This window comes from Motilimonas thetidivivens (genome assembly GCF_046452435.1).
Classification (GTDB): domain Bacteria; phylum Pseudomonadota; class Gammaproteobacteria; order Enterobacterales; family CBDFNC01; genus Motilimonas.
In genome coordinates this window covers 1-15191 of the sequence record NZ_JBKFDK010000038.1, presented here as the reverse complement: position 1 = coordinate 15191, position 15191 = coordinate 1, and the positions used below count along the sequence as shown (strand labels likewise).

Sequence of the window (15191 nt, the reverse complement as noted above, 5' to 3'; positions counted from 1 at the left end):
CACCTTATATAATCACTCCATCTGTTGATAAACAGATGAAAAACACCTCTGAAATCATACAATACCTCAAAGATGGTACTCCAAGGAACGAATCTGTAGAAAAAATAGATTATGAGTATTTAATATCTTATATAATTGAAGGGATAACTTCTAATAATAGTTCAATTCTCAACAGCTTAGGATCATCTAAAGAGTCTTCTGACATTGTTTCAGAGATAGAGACCATTTTAGATAATTGTGAATTACCACATGAAATATTCCGCAAGAATGCAGGTATAAGCCCTATAGCAATTGAAGAGCTATATGACTACTTTATGCAAAAAGCTGAAAATAATGATTTAGAGTCATTGATTCCACCTCATCCATCCAGTGACAATGCTGTTATTGAGCTAACTAAAGTACTTAGCCGTATTAATAGGTATTTATCCCCAAATAGTTTTGGTTTTAAACCTCAAGCAACCTTTGTTCTTTCACTTTTAATTACCAAGTGGATGAATGGTCATGCAGTTGCGAGAATTATAAATGACAGAGAAAAATACAATAAAAAGAAAGGTAGTAGTTATAAAATATCAACCTTGATAAGGAATGTTTTGGATGACATTGAAAATATAGCTAGGTTTAGAGCACCAAAATATTTAGCATGTTATAACGACGTATTATGTCATGTATTGAGTATGAACAAGCAGAGTCATCTAGCTGAACATTTGAAGGATGTTCAACTCAGTTTAGAGTTTGGGGTAAATATTAAAACTCAGCTGTCCTTAATTTCGCTAGGTTTATCCCGTACAAGTGCTATCGAAATATCAGAGTTCATTTCCAACTCAGATTTTAATCAAAACGAAGTACTAAGATGGCTAAGAAAAAATGACTTATCCAACAAAGACATTCCAAATCTAGTTCTAGTTGAGATTGAAGAACTGCTATCTAAACACTAAAAAACAATCAAAGACTGAAAGGGACTATTGAAAATTTAGTCCCTTTATACACTCTTATTGTTGATATAATTAGTTGATCAATTCTAGATATTCCTGCTCAGACAAAACTTGCACGCCGTTATTCTTAGCACTGTTAATTTTTGTTTCACCTACTTTTAATCCAGCTACAAGATAAGTCGTCTTACTGTTCACTGAGCTTCCAACTTTTGCTCCCAGAGCTTTCGCGTGCTTTTCCATTTCACTACGCTTACCTTGAAGCATTTTACCAGTGAAAACGATAGTTGAGCCTGCTATCGGTGAAGAAGAGCTTTCTAACTCAGAAAGCTTAGGCGTAGTGATTAAATTAAACCCATAGCCATACACTTTTAAGAACTCTTCTTTAATATTAGCTAAGCCTTCAACAATAGCCTCTGCACTAACTATTGCAAACCCATCAAGCTTCGCAATATCCTCTACGGTCGCTTCAAACAGTTCTAGTAATGAGTAATGCTGGAGAAGTCTCTCACAGTTCCCACCACCTAAACGGCTGACACCAAATGCTGAAAGGAAACGCCAATCTTCAATTTCAATTTCTCTACTTGCTTGTAGCTGATCAAATAGATTCTTAGATGTTTTCTCACCAAAACCATAAGCCGCAAATTGATGCGGTTTCAAATCATACATTTGGTGGATGTGCCTAATTCCGAGGTTTGTTAATTTCTCTATATTCTTAGGGCCAAAGCCATCATTGTTGCCTAGAGTTTTGAAAAAGTGCACCAGTGTATTTTCTGTCTGCGCAGGACAGTCACTTTTATTTGGACATACCAAGTGATCAGATTCCCAAATCAGATGAGACTGACAACTAGGGCATGATTCTGGTATCTGGGGATCTGCTGGTTTTATAACTTTTTCTATTTTTGGAATAACCAAGCCACTTCTAACAATTTGAAGTATCGCTCCGGGCCCCACACCATTTGTTTTAACCATATTGTAATGGTGTACAGTAACTCGACTTATCGTCGCACCACTAATTCTAGTTGGAACTAGTTCAGCTACAGGTGTTACTCTCCCAGTTCTTGAAGTTTGCGGTGTAACACTGATAACTTCTACTTCAGCAGCTTCATCATTAATCTTGAATGCAATTTGCCAGCGATGGAATTTTCTTGTTGCCCCCATATGTTCCTTTATCAAGGAATCTGTAGCCTCCAAAATCACACCATCTACATCATATCCAACAGCATTCCAGATCTTATCGATGATGTTTTCGAAGTCAGCAATCAAGTCTATATGGCTACCTACCCAATCATCAATTAAGGCAAATGGGTAGAACACGCAAGCACCATCATTAATAGCTTCTAAAACTCGTTCATCAACATTCTTCTCTGCGATAATGGCAGCTTGTATATTTCGTGAGTTTTCGAAAAATTGACTTAAATTTGCCTCAAAGTATGCTTTGTCGATAACGATCTCACCAGCACCTAAGCCTCTTTCTCCGTTTTTAGCCACTTTTAGGCCGCGTTCAAATGCTCTTGATACATCCTGACCTTTCACACCATCGCCACGTGTATAGAGCTTTTCTCCATCATCGTAGGCAGCATAACCATCTAATTTAGGAGTAACTCTAATCTCGATGGCTTTTGTATCGATATCCAGATCTTCAGCAGCTTTTAGGATTTTATCGAGCCACTTCTCAATTTCTTCTTTTGAATATGCCTTATCTGTGGACAGCATCTTTTGAGGCAAAGCTACTGTTTTGCCTGAACTCAATACTTCAGATTCTACAGAAATAATGTATGGGTGATTTGGATGTTTAGAGGCAAAGACTTCTCTGTATGAATCGTAAAGGTTGTTTTCAATTACAGGATAACCTGAACGATACAGAGCATTAGAAATCTTCAGTAAGGCAAGCAGCTCTTCATCGTCAAGTTCTTGAATACTATTGTTACTAATAGCAACTTCTAACTTGTTTAACTCAATATCTACTTCCAGATCTTGTATGGTGGAGAGTTGAGTATTGTTAAACTTAAATTCTGTCATTTTTCACTACCGATTGGTTCTTTGTTCTGTTTTAGAAATATGCTTTATATCTATAAGCTCATTTCTAGAAATGGATCAACTTAGTAAGTAAAGCTACCTATTTGAAACACTACTTACTAAAGTGACACCTACATCACCCGCACGGCGCACGAAGGCTTGTAAGCGTTCATAATGGCTTTCAGGCCATTGCCCTGAAGTTTCGCCTAATGCATAAGCATAAAAGGCCAATGGGCGCTTAGCAGCCACACTGGAGTCTAACTGCCTTAAGCTGCCAGCGGCTGCGTTACGCGGGTTGGCAAAGGGCTTTTCATTTTTACTCAGCATCAGCTGATTTAGTTTTTCAAAGCCTTGTTTTGGCATAAAGATTTCACCACGTACTTCCAGCGTGGCGGGCAAGTTATCACCCTTGAGTAACAGCGGCACACTTTTAATGGTGCGCACATTGGCAGTGACATCTTCCCCCACCAAGCCGTCTCCTCGGGTGGCAGCGCGCACTAATCGGCCATTCTCATATAAGATGCTAATGGCTAAGCCATCTAATTTAGGCTCACAGCAATAGACAAGCTTGTGGTTATCGGCCAAACGCTCAACTAAACGCTTATCAAAGGCCAGTAATTCCTCATCGGTAAACACATTACCTAAACTCAGCATGGGCACATTATGGGTGACCTGTTGAAATGCGTCTAACGGGGCTCCACCTACCTTTTGGCTTGGCGAATGGGGATCCAAAAATTCTGGATGCTGATTTTCTAGCTCAATTAATTGGCGTAACAACTTATCCCATTCCGCATCGGGGATCGTTGGCTGATCGAGTACGTAATATTGATAGTTGTATTCTTCTATCTGCTTTCTTAGGGACTGAATTTGCTCAAAAACACTCATGCCTTTTACTCATTCGAAGATGCAAAAATAAAAAAGCCCCTTCAATGGAAGAGGCTTATTAAAACCTAACTAACGATTAATTCACCAAGGCGTTGTGCCGTTCAAAATCATTAATACGTTGTTTGTATTCATTCACTTTTTGCCTAGTGAGAGGCTGGCGCGTTGCGTCGTAAACCGCACCATCTAACTCTGACGCCAGCATTTCGGCTGCGTGAAGCATTAAGGCAAAATTGTTGCTTGGATCACCGGCACAAGGCAGCGCCATAAACAAAGACACACCATGGGTTTCAAATTGCTCCATATGATCAACATCAAAGGTGCCCGGCTTAACCATGTTGGCCATACTGAATAACACAGGGCCGTTACCCGTTGGGCTCAGATGGCGATGAAAGATATCCATCTCACCAAATTTAAAGCCTAAGTTTAGTAGGGTTGGCAATAACTCGGCCCCCGCAAATAAGCGCCCTTCGTGAGACATAACATTAAGTACAAATACTTCTTGTGGATCAGCTGCAGGACTACTTTGCTGTTTCTGCGATGAAGTTGCCGCTTGACGCTCTGGTGCAGCATGCTCACCAGCATTAGGTTGCCCAGCTGGCTCAGCTTGATTTGTATCTGGGGTATTCACCTCTACTGCAGGCTCGCTAGGCGTCTGCTCAACATAAGCTTGCTCAACCTGAGATTGCGCTGGCTCAGTTGGCGCAGCGGCTTGTTCGACAGGCTTTGGCGACAGCTCGGGTTCACTTTGTGGCTGAACCTTAGGCGTTGGCTTAACTTTTACTTTAATTGGCTGCGGTTCACGATAATGTTGTCTACCGTATTCATCAAAATAGGGCTCTTTGAACGCTGGAGATCGCGTAATGTACTGCTCTTCTTCTGCCTCTGGCTCAACAGGCTCTGGGGTAACTGAAGCGGTTGCTTGGGTTGCAACAGGTTGCGCTGTCGGCTCAACAGACGGCCAATCTAATTCATTACCGCTAGGTTGATTCAGTGTTGCCTCATTTGGCTCAGGTTGATATGACGCTGGTGTAGATTGGTATTGCGCTAAACTTGCATCAACCGACTGAGTGGGGGCCTCTGCTTTATCTACAGCAGAAAAACTAGGAATATCATCTACTTCTGCATCAATTGCAAAATCTGTATGTTGCTTAACCTGAGATTGTTCTGGAGCCTTGCTTTGCGATGAACTGGCGCCAGCGGAAACCACACGAACTTCACCAATACCATCGTCATCAAAACCAGCCTGTGCGTCCATCTCTGGTTGCGCGGGACTTTTATCAACTTTAGGCACAGGCTTATCTTTTATCGACTTAGGTTTATTTTTGTGGTTTGACCACAAACCATGCACCAAGAGTGCCGCGATAGCTAACGCGCCAACAATAATTAGAACAAGACGAAAATCCTGCATTCAACAATCTCTTAATTGGTTAAACATCTAACAAAGCCAATCATGGCCCGCTAGATTCAGTAAAATTTTCAGTTTAGACTAAATCAGTCTAATTAAAATTCAAGCTAAGCAACGGCTTAAAAAATCTATAAGGATATTTTGCTGTTATTCACTTAGCATTCATCCACGCTGCCAATAATGTACCTAAGGTACGCTTAGTTTGACAAGAGCACAGTACCTTGAAAGGCTTTCGCCGTCCAGTCGAGAACCGTGACCAAGGATAAATTTACACGCCCAATCTTAACATTTCATCATCTAAATATAACCCTTAGGATAGTTAAGATAAGTTAAACATCATTCATGTACCCGTTTAATGGGTTTCTATGGTGTCATGGATCTATTAAACTGGCAGGCTAAAATCAGCCAAACAAGCAATAAATAGCAAACAGGAATGCAATTTCATTATGAAACAAACGCTATCTGAGCCTATCAGCGGCCTTGAATTTTTCCTTAAGGGCTTTCAACTCATAAGACAACCCGGACTAAGAACGTTTGTTTTGGTTCCGCTTATTATCAATTTGTTATTGTTCTCTGGTGCCTTCTATGCCCTTTATTTACAGCTAGGCCCCCTGATCGATAAGTTAATGAGCTATGTACCTGATTTTCTTAGTTGGCTCAATTACATTCTTTGGCCCATTTTACTCATCTGCATTTTATTTATTTTCTCCTATCTGTTTTCGACCGTTGCCAATCTGATCGCAGCCCCTTTTAATGGCTTATTAGCAGAAAAGGTCGAGCTCCATTTAACTGGTCAGCCGATCAACGATGATGGTCTGGTTCAGGTTTTAAAGGATGTGCCCCGAGCCTTAAAACGCGAGCTGGATAAGATCATTTACTTTATTCCAAAAGCACTCGGCTGTTTGATTTTGTTTTTGATCCCCGTTGTTGGGCAAACCGTGGCTCCCGTCCTCTGGTTCTTATTATCCTGCTGGATGATGGCGATCCAATATGTCGATTATGGCTTTGATAATCACAAAATCAGTTTTCCTGTCATGCGTGACAGCCTAAAAACCAAACGCATGAGCAATTTAAGCTTTGGCGCCATCGCGACCTTGCTAAGTGCCATTCCTATCGTGAATTTAATTGTAATGCCAGTAGGAGTTTGCGGCGGTACGGCTATGTGGGTGGCACATTACCGCACCGAAATGACAGGTCGTAAATAACCGAAATGACAAGTCGCTGTAAATAGTTGCTTCAGGAATCAGTTAGCCTTTTGAAAAATCGCGCTAGCAATGCTGTAACCTGCCCCAAACCCGAGCCATTGGCAATATTGCCCTTGGCTCAAATCCTGATGTAAGTGATAACTTAGCCCTAACCCTGCCGCGCCTGTGCCGCCATACTGAGCCACACAATCTGGCAACTGACGCCCCTTGGATTGCCCTAATAGCGCTTGGCCAATTTGTTGGTTAAGGCATAAATTAGTTGGCTGTAAAAACACCTGACTTATTTGTTCTTGGTTTAAGCCTAATTGCGATAAATGTTGGCGACTATGACTTGCTACCGCATCCACAATCAGCGAAAAGCTTGGCGGTGTTTGATGAAACAGCTTGTCTTTACCATATAGTGAGTCTGGTGCTAAACGGTTTAAAAAACCAAAGTTATTGCGAATTTGATTCGAGAATTGGCTAGCACAATGCACCCCAAGTAAGGCCAATGCGTCGCCATTGGGTTCATTTTCTAGCAACAAGGCACTACAGGCATCACCCAATAAATAATGCGTATCCCGGTCACGAAAATCGGTTTGCGCAGAGCCTATCTCAGGGCTAATGATCAACGCTCTACTGGCTTGCCCACAACCAATCGCTTGGCTGGCTAATTGCATGGCCACCACAGCAGAGCACTCGGCAGCGCACAAATCAAATGCCAACCCTTTTGCCCCTAACAAATGCTGAATTTCAATCGCTAGAGCCGGGTACGGCCTTTGCACGTGGCTGGCAGCGACGATAATCAAATCAATTTGATCACCACGGCGAGACACTTTCTGCAGTGCTTGCATGGCTGCATTGACGCCCATTTCTGCCATTAAAGAGGTGTGCTCTTCGTCTATTTCTGGCAATAAAGGGCACATCACATCGGGATCGAGCACACCTTCATTGGTGACAAAATACCGCTGAGTGATCCCAGAGTGAGCAACAATATACTCATTATCAGAGCGTTTTTTAGCCGCCACTTGGCCAACATCGATGGAAGCTGAATTTTCAAGGTTAAAATAATCCGCGTAGCGATTATAAGCATCAACTAATACTTGGTTACTGATGCAATACGGCGGAACAAAAATTCCCGTTGCGTTTAGAAATGTCGGCTGCATATAAGTCCCCAATAAATGTGACAAGATCAGCATCTGCTTAGCTTATCGGATGATAGTTGTGGAAAAACCGTTTAGTCTTACCCTAGGTTCGAGTGATAAAAACCTAGTTTCTAATAACATAAGGTTATAACAAATTGTCACTTCAAAACTGATAGCATCAGAGTATGCTAACTGAGATTAATTGCCATTCACTGCATACAAAGGAATAAACATGAGCAAGATTTATGATGACAATACACTGACTATAGGCAAAACCCCTCTAGTGCGCCTAAATCGCGTTGCTAAAGGTAATGTATTTGCAAAAGTTGAAAGCCGCAACCCTAGCTTTAGCGTGAAATGTCGTATTGGTGCGAACATGATTTGGGATGCAGAGAAAAAAGGCACGCTAACTAAAGATAAAGAGCTAATCGAACCAACCAGTGGTAACACAGGTATCGCACTTGCATTCGTAGCGGCGGCTCGCGGTTACAAAATCACTCTAACCATGCCAAACACCATGAGCTTAGAGCGCCGTAAACTGCTTAAAGCACTAGGTGCTAACCTGATCCTAACTGATGGCGCAAAAGGCATGAAAGGCGCAATCAACAAAGCAGAAGAAATTGTTGCTGAAAACCCAGAAAAATTTGTTCTATTACAGCAATTTGACAACCCTGCTAACCCTGAAATTCACGAGCAAACAACTGGCCCAGAAATTTGGGAAGACACAGACGGTGAAATCGATGTGTTTGTTGCAGGTGTAGGTACGGGCGGTACTTTATCGGGTGTTAGCCGCTACATTAAGCTTAAACAAGGCAAACAAATCACGACCGTTGCGGTTGAGCCAGCTGACTCACCCGTTATTACTCAAACCCTAGCAGGCGAAGAAGTAAAACCAGGTCCACACAAAATTCAAGGTATTGGCGCAGGCTTCGTACCTAAGAACCTAGACCTATCTATGGTTGATCGCACCGCACTTGTAACCAACGATGAAGCCATTGAAATGGCGCGCCGTCTAATGGAAGAAGAAGGCATTTTGGCCGGTATTTCTTCTGGCGCAGCCGTGGTAGCTGCCAACCAAATTGCAGCACTGCCTGAATTTGCTGATAAAAACATCGTAGTGATCCTACCAAGCTCTGGCGAGCGCTACCTTTCTTCTGCACTTTTTGCTGGTATTTTCACCGAGCAAGAGCTAGAAGCATAATCTAGAATTAGATTCGGTTTAAGGCGCCACTAGGCGCCTTTTTCCGTTATAAATTAGCGACAAAGCAATACTAGCCTATACTAAGCTATCGGTATTTATATACTGGCGTAGATGATTAATTTATGGGATAACTAGAAAAACGTTGATCTTCTAGCACGAATTTAGGATGATTTTTTACTTAACGAATTAAGTACCTCCTATGGCTAGAGCAACCAGCAGCGGTTTCGCTAGTGGTAAATGGAAACTAGATATTTCTTGGGAGGTCGCGAAAAACTTGATGTGGATTAAACTTCTCAAGCTCGTTTTTCGTTACTTTACTACAAAATCAAAATGCGGCATTTCAAAAGAAAGGTGCAATGTTCTTCTGAAATAGCAGCAACATTCAAACTAAAAATGGGGAAAAACCATGTATAACAAGACTGTTACTATTACTGCTGAAAATGGCCTACACACTCGTCCTGCAGCACAATTTGTTAAAGAAGCAAAAGCATTCTCTTCTGATATCACAGTAGAAGCAGGTGGTAAATCTGCTAGCGCAAAAAGCCTTTTTAAACTACAAACTTTAGGTCTAACTAAAGGTACTAGCGTAGTGATCAAGGCTGAAGGTGCTGATGAGCAAAAAGCGGTTGATACTCTAGTGGCTTTAATGGCGGAACTTGAATAAGCACACTCAATCACCCGACATTTTTTGCAGTTAAAGGATAGGTTATGATATCAGGTATTCAAGCATCACCTGGCATAGCGCTTGGTAAAGCGTTATTGCTCCAAGAAGACGAAATTGTTATCAACACTAACCGTGTTGAAGACAGCGAATCAGAAATTAAATGCTTCTTAGAAGCAAGAGACAAAGCAGCGGCTCAACTTGAACTCATCAAGCAAAAGGCGCTAGAAACGTTTGGCGAAGAAAAAGAAGCCATCTTCGAAGGCCACATCATGTTGCTCGAAGATGAAGAGCTAGAACAGGATATCATAACCTACTTAAAGGAAAATAAGAGTTCTGCAGGCGCAGCGATTCAATACGTTATTGAACAAAACGCCAAAATGCTTCAAGAACTAGATGACCCTTATTTACGTGAGCGTGCCACCGACTTCCGTGACATCGGTAACCGCTTACTAAAAAATGCCCTAGGCATTGAAATTGTGTCTCTAAGCACAATTCAAGATGAAGTTATCCTCATCGCCAATGACTTAACGCCTTCAGAAACTGCACAAATCAACCTTGATAAAGTGCTAGGTTTCATTACCGATATTGGCGGTCGTACTTCACATACTTCCATCATGGCACGTTCATTAGAACTTCCTGCTATTGTGGGTACTAACGATATTACTAAGCGTGTTAAGAACGGCGACATTATTGTCCTTGACGCGTTAAACAACCAAATCATCATCAACCCATCTGATGCTGACTTAGCACGTTTTAAAGCGATTCAAGCTAAGTTCATCGAAGAAAAAGCGGAATTAGCTAAGCTAAAAGATTTACCCGCTATTACTCTTGATGGTCATCAAGTAGAAGTGTGCGCCAATATCGGTAACGTTAAAGATTGTGACGGTGCTGAGCGTAATGGCGCAGAAGGTATCGGCTTGTATCGTACCGAGTTCCTATTTATGGACCGCGACCAACTGCCGACTGAAGAAGAGCAATTTGTTGCTTACAAAGCCGTGGTTGATGCCATGCCAAATCAGCCAGTGATTATCCGTACTATGGATATCGGTGGCGATAAAGATTTACCGTATCTGGATCTTCCTGAAGAAATGAACCCATTCTTGGGTTGGCGCGCAATTCGTATCTGTTTTGATCGCCCAGAAATCATGAACCCGCAATTACGGGCATTATTGCGCGCTTCTGCCTTTGGCAAAATCCGCATCATGTTCCCAATGATCATTGCGGTAGAAGAAATCCGTGAGCTTAAATCTATTCTCGAAACCCTAAAAGCAGAGTTACGCGAAGAAGGTAAGCCATTTGATGAAAGCATCGAAATTGGTGTGATGATTGAGACACCAGCGGCATCGGCTATCGCGCATCACCTGATTAAAGAAGTAGACTTCTTTAGTATTGGTACCAACGATTTAACTCAGTATACTCTTGCTGTTGACCGTGGTAACGAGCTAATTTCTAAGTTATACAACCCATTAACGCCATCTGTTCTGACTTTGATTAAACGTGTTATTGACGCGTCTCATGAAGCAGGTAAATGGACTGGCATGTGTGGTGAATTAGCGGGCGATGAGCGTGCAACTTTACTATTATTGGGTATGGGCTTAGACGAATTTTCGATGAGTGCAATCTCGATCCCAACAGTGAAGAAATTAATTCGTAACACTAACTACAAAACAGCAAAAGAATTGGCCGACAAAGCATTATCTGTAGCCACTGCCGCTGAGATTGAAGCGTTAGTTGATGACTTCATTAAACAACAGTCTGTGTGTTAATTAACGCTGAACAAATTTAATTTAGGAGCAATATCATGGGTTTTTTCGATAAACTTAAAAAAATGGTTTCTGAGCCAGCAGCTGAAACAGGCGGCATCGAAATCTTTGCACCACTATCAGGTGAAATCGTACCGATTGAAGATGTGCCAGACGTCGTTTTTGCAGAAAAAATCGTCGGTGACGGTGTTGCCATCAAGCCTTCTGGCGACAAAATGGTTGCACCTTGTGACGGTACTATCGGTAAAATCTTTGAAACGAACCATGCTTTCTCAATTGAGTCAGACACAGGTTTAGAGCTGTTTGTTCACTTTGGTATCGACACGGTTGAACTTAAGGGTGAAGGCTTTACACGCATCGCTCAAGAAGGCCAATCAGTGAAAAAAGGTGACACGATTATTGAGTTTGATCTAGCACTGCTAGAATCTAAAGCAAAATCAACGCTAACTCCGGTTGTTATCTCAAATATGGACGAAATCAAAGAGCTACATAAGCTTTCTGGTGCCGTAACCCTATCTGAGTCACCTATCCTACGTATTAACAAGTAATCTTAGATTATTGATATACGTTAAAAGCCCAGCTCAAGCTGGGCTTTTTTTTGCTCATAAACCTCACTACACCTATCCCCGCCTACGACTTAGAATAACGATTCAATTAAGAAATCTAAGCTGTTAATTTATGCAGGCTAAACACCGTGGTATGATGGCGCCAATTTAACGAATTCAGTGACCTATACAAGGGACTAAAAAGGGACATCCATGACCGTTTTATATGGCATCAAAAACTGTGACACCATAAAAAAAGCCAAAGCTTGGTTAGATAATGCAAAAATCGACTACACCTTTCATGACTATCGCGTAGAAGGTATTGATGCAGACATGGTGGCGGAGTTTTTTGCACAATTAGATTGGCAAAACGTGGTTAACAAACGTGGCACAACCTTTCGCGCCCTGAGTGATGACACCAAGGCCAGCCTAAGTGCAGAAACAGCGCTGCCGCTGTTGGTTGAGCAACCCGCTATGATCAAACGCCCTATCTTAGTTCACCAAGGTCAATACCACCTTGGCTTTAAACCAGACCAATACGCCAAGATCTTCGCCAGCGCTTAATTTAAGGAAGAAAAATGTCAGACAGTGCAGTACTTAGCTTAGCCAAAGATTTAATTAGCCGAGCTTCGGTAACCCCAGAAGATGCGGGTTGCCAACAAATGATGATTGAATACCTAGAGGCGCTAGGCTTTACCTGTGAAACCATGGTGTTTCACGATACCACAAACCTATGGGCACGCCGTGGCACCGAGCGCCCGCTTTTCTGTTTTGCTGGCCATACCGATGTGGTGCCAACCGGCCCATTGGAAGATTGGCATACCCCACCGTTTGAGCCAACCGTGATTGACGGCTTTTTACATGGCCGCGGCGCTGCCGATATGAAAGGCTCTATCGCCGCATTCATGGTCGCGGTAAAACAATTTATCGAGCAACATGATGATCATCAAGGCTCAATTGCCTTTTTAATCACCAGCGATGAAGAAGGCCCGTTTATCAACGGCACCGTGAAGGTGGTAGAAGCCTTAGAAGCACGTAATGAAAAAATCGACTACTGTATCGTAGGCGAGCCATCAAGCACCCGCGAAGTCGGTGACATAGTTAAAAATGGCCGTCGAGGCTCATTAACGGGTGACTTAGTCATTAAAGGTATTCAAGGCCATATTGCTTACCCACATCTGGTTGATAACCCAATCCACAAAGCGGGCCCTGTGATTACCGAGCTGTCACAAATGGTATGGGATCACGGCAATGAATTTTTTCCGCCAACCAGCTTTCAAATTTCTAACATCAACTCGGGCACTGGCGCATCTAACATCGTACCGGGCGCATTAAAAGCACAGTTTAACTTTCGCTACTCTACCGAAAATACCGCCGAAGAGCTCGTGGCACGCACTCATAACGTATTAGATTCTAAAGGCATAGACTACGAGCTGGAATGGACCTACAACGGTGTGCCCTTTATCACAGGTGAAGGTGAGCTGATTGATGCAGTAAAAGAAGCTATTTATGAAGTAACCAAGTTTGAAACTGAACTTTCAACGTCAGGTGGCACCTCGGATGGCCGCTTTATTGCCCCAACCGGTGCTCAGTTAGTCGAGCTAGGTCCAATCAACGCCACCATTCACAAGGTGAATGAATGCGTGAAAATTGCTGACTTAGAAAAGCTGACCGACATGTATCGCCTTACCTTAACCAAACTATTAAGCGCGAAAACCAACTAAACCAACTAAACCAACAAACTAGCGGGCAAGTCTATGCAAACACCTTGGTTACAACAATTAACAGGGCAAACGCAATCCCACTTAGCCCGCTTTGATCAGCACCATTTGCTACAAAGCGACGCATTAGCCGCATTTATCATGATGCAGCACGCGGCCAAGCGCGATGGCATTGAACTAGCCATTGCCAGTAGCTTTCGCAGCTTTGCGCGCCAGCAATTAATCTGGGATGCAAAAATGCGCGGCCAACGGGCCATTTTGGATAAATCATCCCAGCCTATCGAGCCAACCACACTGAATGAGCGGGATAAAATCCTCGCTATTTTACATTGGTCAGCCATTCCCGGTGCCAGTCGCCATCATTGGGGCACAGATATTGATGTTTATAGCCCAAGTCTGTTACCCAAAAACATACAGTTACAGCTTATTCCAAGCGAATACCAACAAGGCGGCCATCAACACAAATTAAGTCAGTGGCTAGATAACCACATGGACCAATTTGGCTTCTACCTCCCCTATTCAGAAGATCGCAATGGTGTGGCCATCGAGCCATGGCATTTAAGCTATTACCCTGTTGCTGCACAATTACAAACACGTTTTACCATAGATCACTTGGATCACGTGCTCGCCTGCTCTAATGTTATAGGTAAGGGTCAACTACGCGTCATGCTGCCCACTATCTGGCAGCGGTTTATTATTAATGTGTCCTTCGCGCCGAGGTAAATACCATGAGCACCACTTGGATCATCATTATCATCGCCCTCGTGCTAGGCATCATTGTTAGTAACATCTTGTTGCTTAAACACACCGCGAACATGGAATTTAAAGCGAGAGCCAAAAAAGAAAATAAAACAGATGACATGTCTTAGACATATCTTAGATATCGCATAGATAAGTCATAGGCAAGCCCTAGACAAGTTTGACCAGACCATTAGAATGAAGCCATATTTTATGACTGACATTGAATGGAACGCACGTGTTTGAGAAAAAAATTGAAACCATCATCTTCCAAGGACGCTGGTTATTAGCTCCCTTTTTTATGGGGCTGTTTGTTGCCATTATCATCCTGCTGATCAAGTTTACTAAATCACTCTATCAAATGGTCATCACTGCTTTTTCAGCCAGCTCAGAAGAAACCATTATCAGCATTCTAACCTTGGTCGATACCGCTTTACTGGCTGGATTGCTACTCATCATTATTTTTAGTGGCTATGAAAACTTTGTTTCTAAATTAGACATAGAAAACCACGAAGACAGACCATCATGGATGGGTAAAGTCGGTTTTTCAGGCTTAAAACAAAAACTCATCGGCGCGATTGTTGCCATTTCCGCAGTTGAGCTACTTAAACTCTTTATTCACGCCGACACCTTAACCGAAGCGCAAATATTCTGGAAAATCATAGTGCACCTCACCTTCGTGTTATCCGGTGTGCTGTTTGCCCTCACCGATTACATCGTAGCGAAAAGCCAAAGCCATTAATCCCAATCAACAGCGGGTGAGGCGCAAGCGCCTCATCGCTACTGGATAACCCAGCCCTTGACACAAAAACAGCTGTATCTACAGACAGAGCCTATCAGGCTGTCTAATAACATTATGAGCAGCCATTTTGTCGCAAAATCACGGTATTCTGCCAACCTTGTCGTTAACCTTCTGTTTACTAAACATAGTAATGATGTGAATATGGTGGGTATATTTTAAACGCCGTTTTGGGGCGCTTTATTACCTCGGT

15 protein-coding genes are annotated in these 15191 nt (G+C 42.5%); 11 read left to right on the top strand and 4 right to left on the bottom strand.

All coding sequences use genetic code 11. The annotated features are described in order from the left end of the window. On the top strand, positions 1-935 hold a 935-nt coding region (locus ACK8OT_RS18785), incomplete at its 5' end, for a hypothetical protein (protein WP_410198041.1). A gap of 69 nt (positions 936-1004) precedes the next feature. Here the strand turns inward: ACK8OT_RS18785 and ACK8OT_RS18780 are convergent. The 3 genes from ACK8OT_RS18780 to zipA all read right to left on the bottom strand — a co-directional run bounded on the left by ACK8OT_RS18780 (position 1005) and on the right by zipA (position 5241). Next, positions 1005-2951: a BRCT domain-containing protein gene (locus ACK8OT_RS18780; RefSeq protein ID WP_410198040.1), complete on the bottom strand. Its 1947-nt coding sequence runs from the start codon at positions 2949-2951 to the stop codon at positions 1005-1007. Between the two features lie 93 nt (positions 2952-3044). Next, complete coding sequence (locus ACK8OT_RS18775; protein WP_410198039.1) at positions 3045-3833, bottom strand: DNA ligase LigA-related protein; 789 nt, start codon at positions 3831-3833, stop codon at positions 3045-3047. Positions 3834-3909: 76 nt separating this feature from the next. Then, on the bottom strand, positions 3910-5241 hold the full coding sequence (zipA, locus tag ACK8OT_RS18770) for a cell division protein ZipA (protein WP_410198038.1): 1332 nt from the start codon (positions 5239-5241) through the stop codon (positions 3910-3912). A gap of 443 nt (positions 5242-5684) precedes the next feature. Between zipA and cysZ the strand changes: the two genes are divergently transcribed. After that, entirely contained in the window at positions 5685-6443 is a 759-nt protein-coding gene (gene cysZ, locus ACK8OT_RS18765; protein WP_410198037.1) for a sulfate transporter CysZ, read from the top strand. A 38-nt stretch (positions 6444-6481) separates the two neighbouring features. On the opposite strand, the gene ACK8OT_RS18760 is transcribed toward cysZ, so the two are convergent. Then, positions 6482-7588, bottom strand: a complete 1107-nt coding sequence (locus tag ACK8OT_RS18760; RefSeq protein ID WP_410198036.1) for a beta-ketoacyl-ACP synthase III — start codon at positions 7586-7588, stop codon at positions 6482-6484. Positions 7589-7799: 211 nt separating this feature from the next. Here ACK8OT_RS18760 and cysK point away from each other — a divergent pair, with 211 nt between their 5' ends. The 9 genes from cysK to ACK8OT_RS18715 all read left to right on the top strand — a co-directional run bounded on the left by cysK (position 7800) and on the right by ACK8OT_RS18715 (position 14941). Then, positions 7800-8768 carry a cysteine synthase A gene (gene cysK, locus ACK8OT_RS18755; RefSeq protein WP_410198035.1) on the top strand — a complete coding sequence of 323 codons (969 nt, stop codon included), beginning with the start codon at positions 7800-7802 and terminating at the stop codon, positions 8766-8768. A gap of 406 nt (positions 8769-9174) precedes the next feature. Further along, complete coding sequence (locus tag ACK8OT_RS18750; RefSeq protein ID WP_233073672.1) at positions 9175-9432, top strand: HPr family phosphocarrier protein; 258 nt, start codon at positions 9175-9177, stop codon at positions 9430-9432. Between the two features lie 44 nt (positions 9433-9476). Continuing rightward, positions 9477-11198 (top strand): phosphoenolpyruvate-protein phosphotransferase PtsI, encoded by a 1722-nt coding sequence (gene ptsI, locus ACK8OT_RS18745; protein WP_410198034.1) that lies wholly within the window; start codon positions 9477-9479, stop codon positions 11196-11198. A 35-nt stretch (positions 11199-11233) separates the two neighbouring features. Beyond that, positions 11234-11743, top strand: a complete 510-nt coding sequence (crr, locus tag ACK8OT_RS18740; RefSeq protein ID WP_410198033.1) for a PTS glucose transporter subunit IIA — start codon at positions 11234-11236, stop codon at positions 11741-11743. A gap of 210 nt (positions 11744-11953) precedes the next feature. Further along, positions 11954-12304, top strand: coding sequence for an ArsC family reductase (locus ACK8OT_RS18735; RefSeq protein ID WP_410198032.1), 351 nt, complete (start codon positions 11954-11956; stop codon positions 12302-12304). A gap of 14 nt (positions 12305-12318) precedes the next feature. Further along, complete coding sequence (dapE, locus tag ACK8OT_RS18730; RefSeq protein ID WP_410198031.1) at positions 12319-13464, top strand: succinyl-diaminopimelate desuccinylase; 1146 nt, start codon at positions 12319-12321, stop codon at positions 13462-13464. Positions 13465-13497: 33 nt separating this feature from the next. Next, positions 13498-14184, top strand: a complete 687-nt coding sequence (locus ACK8OT_RS18725) for a M15 family metallopeptidase (RefSeq protein WP_410198030.1) — start codon at positions 13498-13500, stop codon at positions 14182-14184. Positions 14185-14189: 5 nt separating this feature from the next. Beyond that, positions 14190-14330 carry a DUF2897 family protein gene (locus tag ACK8OT_RS18720; protein ID WP_410198029.1) on the top strand — a complete coding sequence of 47 codons (141 nt, stop codon included), beginning with the start codon at positions 14190-14192 and terminating at the stop codon, positions 14328-14330. A gap of 107 nt (positions 14331-14437) precedes the next feature. After that, complete coding sequence (locus ACK8OT_RS18715) at positions 14438-14941, top strand: TIGR00645 family protein (protein ID WP_410198028.1); 504 nt, start codon at positions 14438-14440, stop codon at positions 14939-14941. Positions 14942-15191 lie beyond the last annotated feature (250 nt).

Coding starts and splice junctions, on each gene's coding strand:
- cysK (WP_410198035.1), top strand. CDS start 7,800: ATGAGCAAGATTTATGATGACAATACACTGACTATAGGCAAAACCCCT.
- dapE (WP_410198031.1), top strand. CDS start 12,319: ATGTCAGACAGTGCAGTACTTAGCTTAGCCAAAGATTTAATTAGCCGA.
- ptsI (WP_410198034.1), top strand. CDS start 9,477: ATGATATCAGGTATTCAAGCATCACCTGGCATAGCGCTTGGTAAAGCG.
- ACK8OT_RS18760 (WP_410198036.1), bottom strand. CDS start 7,588: ATGCAGCCGACATTTCTAAACGCAACGGGAATTTTTGTTCCGCCGTAT.
- ACK8OT_RS18720 (WP_410198029.1), top strand. CDS start 14,190: ATGAGCACCACTTGGATCATCATTATCATCGCCCTCGTGCTAGGCATC.
- ACK8OT_RS18735 (WP_410198032.1), top strand. CDS start 11,954: ATGACCGTTTTATATGGCATCAAAAACTGTGACACCATAAAAAAAGCC.
- ACK8OT_RS18780 (WP_410198040.1), bottom strand. CDS start 2,951: ATGACAGAATTTAAGTTTAACAATACTCAACTCTCCACCATACAAGAT.
- ACK8OT_RS18725 (WP_410198030.1), top strand. CDS start 13,498: ATGCAAACACCTTGGTTACAACAATTAACAGGGCAAACGCAATCCCAC.
- ACK8OT_RS18750 (WP_233073672.1), top strand. CDS start 9,175: ATGTATAACAAGACTGTTACTATTACTGCTGAAAATGGCCTACACACT.
- cysZ (WP_410198037.1), top strand. CDS start 5,685: ATGAAACAAACGCTATCTGAGCCTATCAGCGGCCTTGAATTTTTCCTT.
- zipA (WP_410198038.1), bottom strand. CDS start 5,241: ATGCAGGATTTTCGTCTTGTTCTAATTATTGTTGGCGCGTTAGCTATC.
- crr (WP_410198033.1), top strand. CDS start 11,234: ATGGGTTTTTTCGATAAACTTAAAAAAATGGTTTCTGAGCCAGCAGCT.
- ACK8OT_RS18775 (WP_410198039.1), bottom strand. CDS start 3,833: ATGAGTGTTTTTGAGCAAATTCAGTCCCTAAGAAAGCAGATAGAAGAA.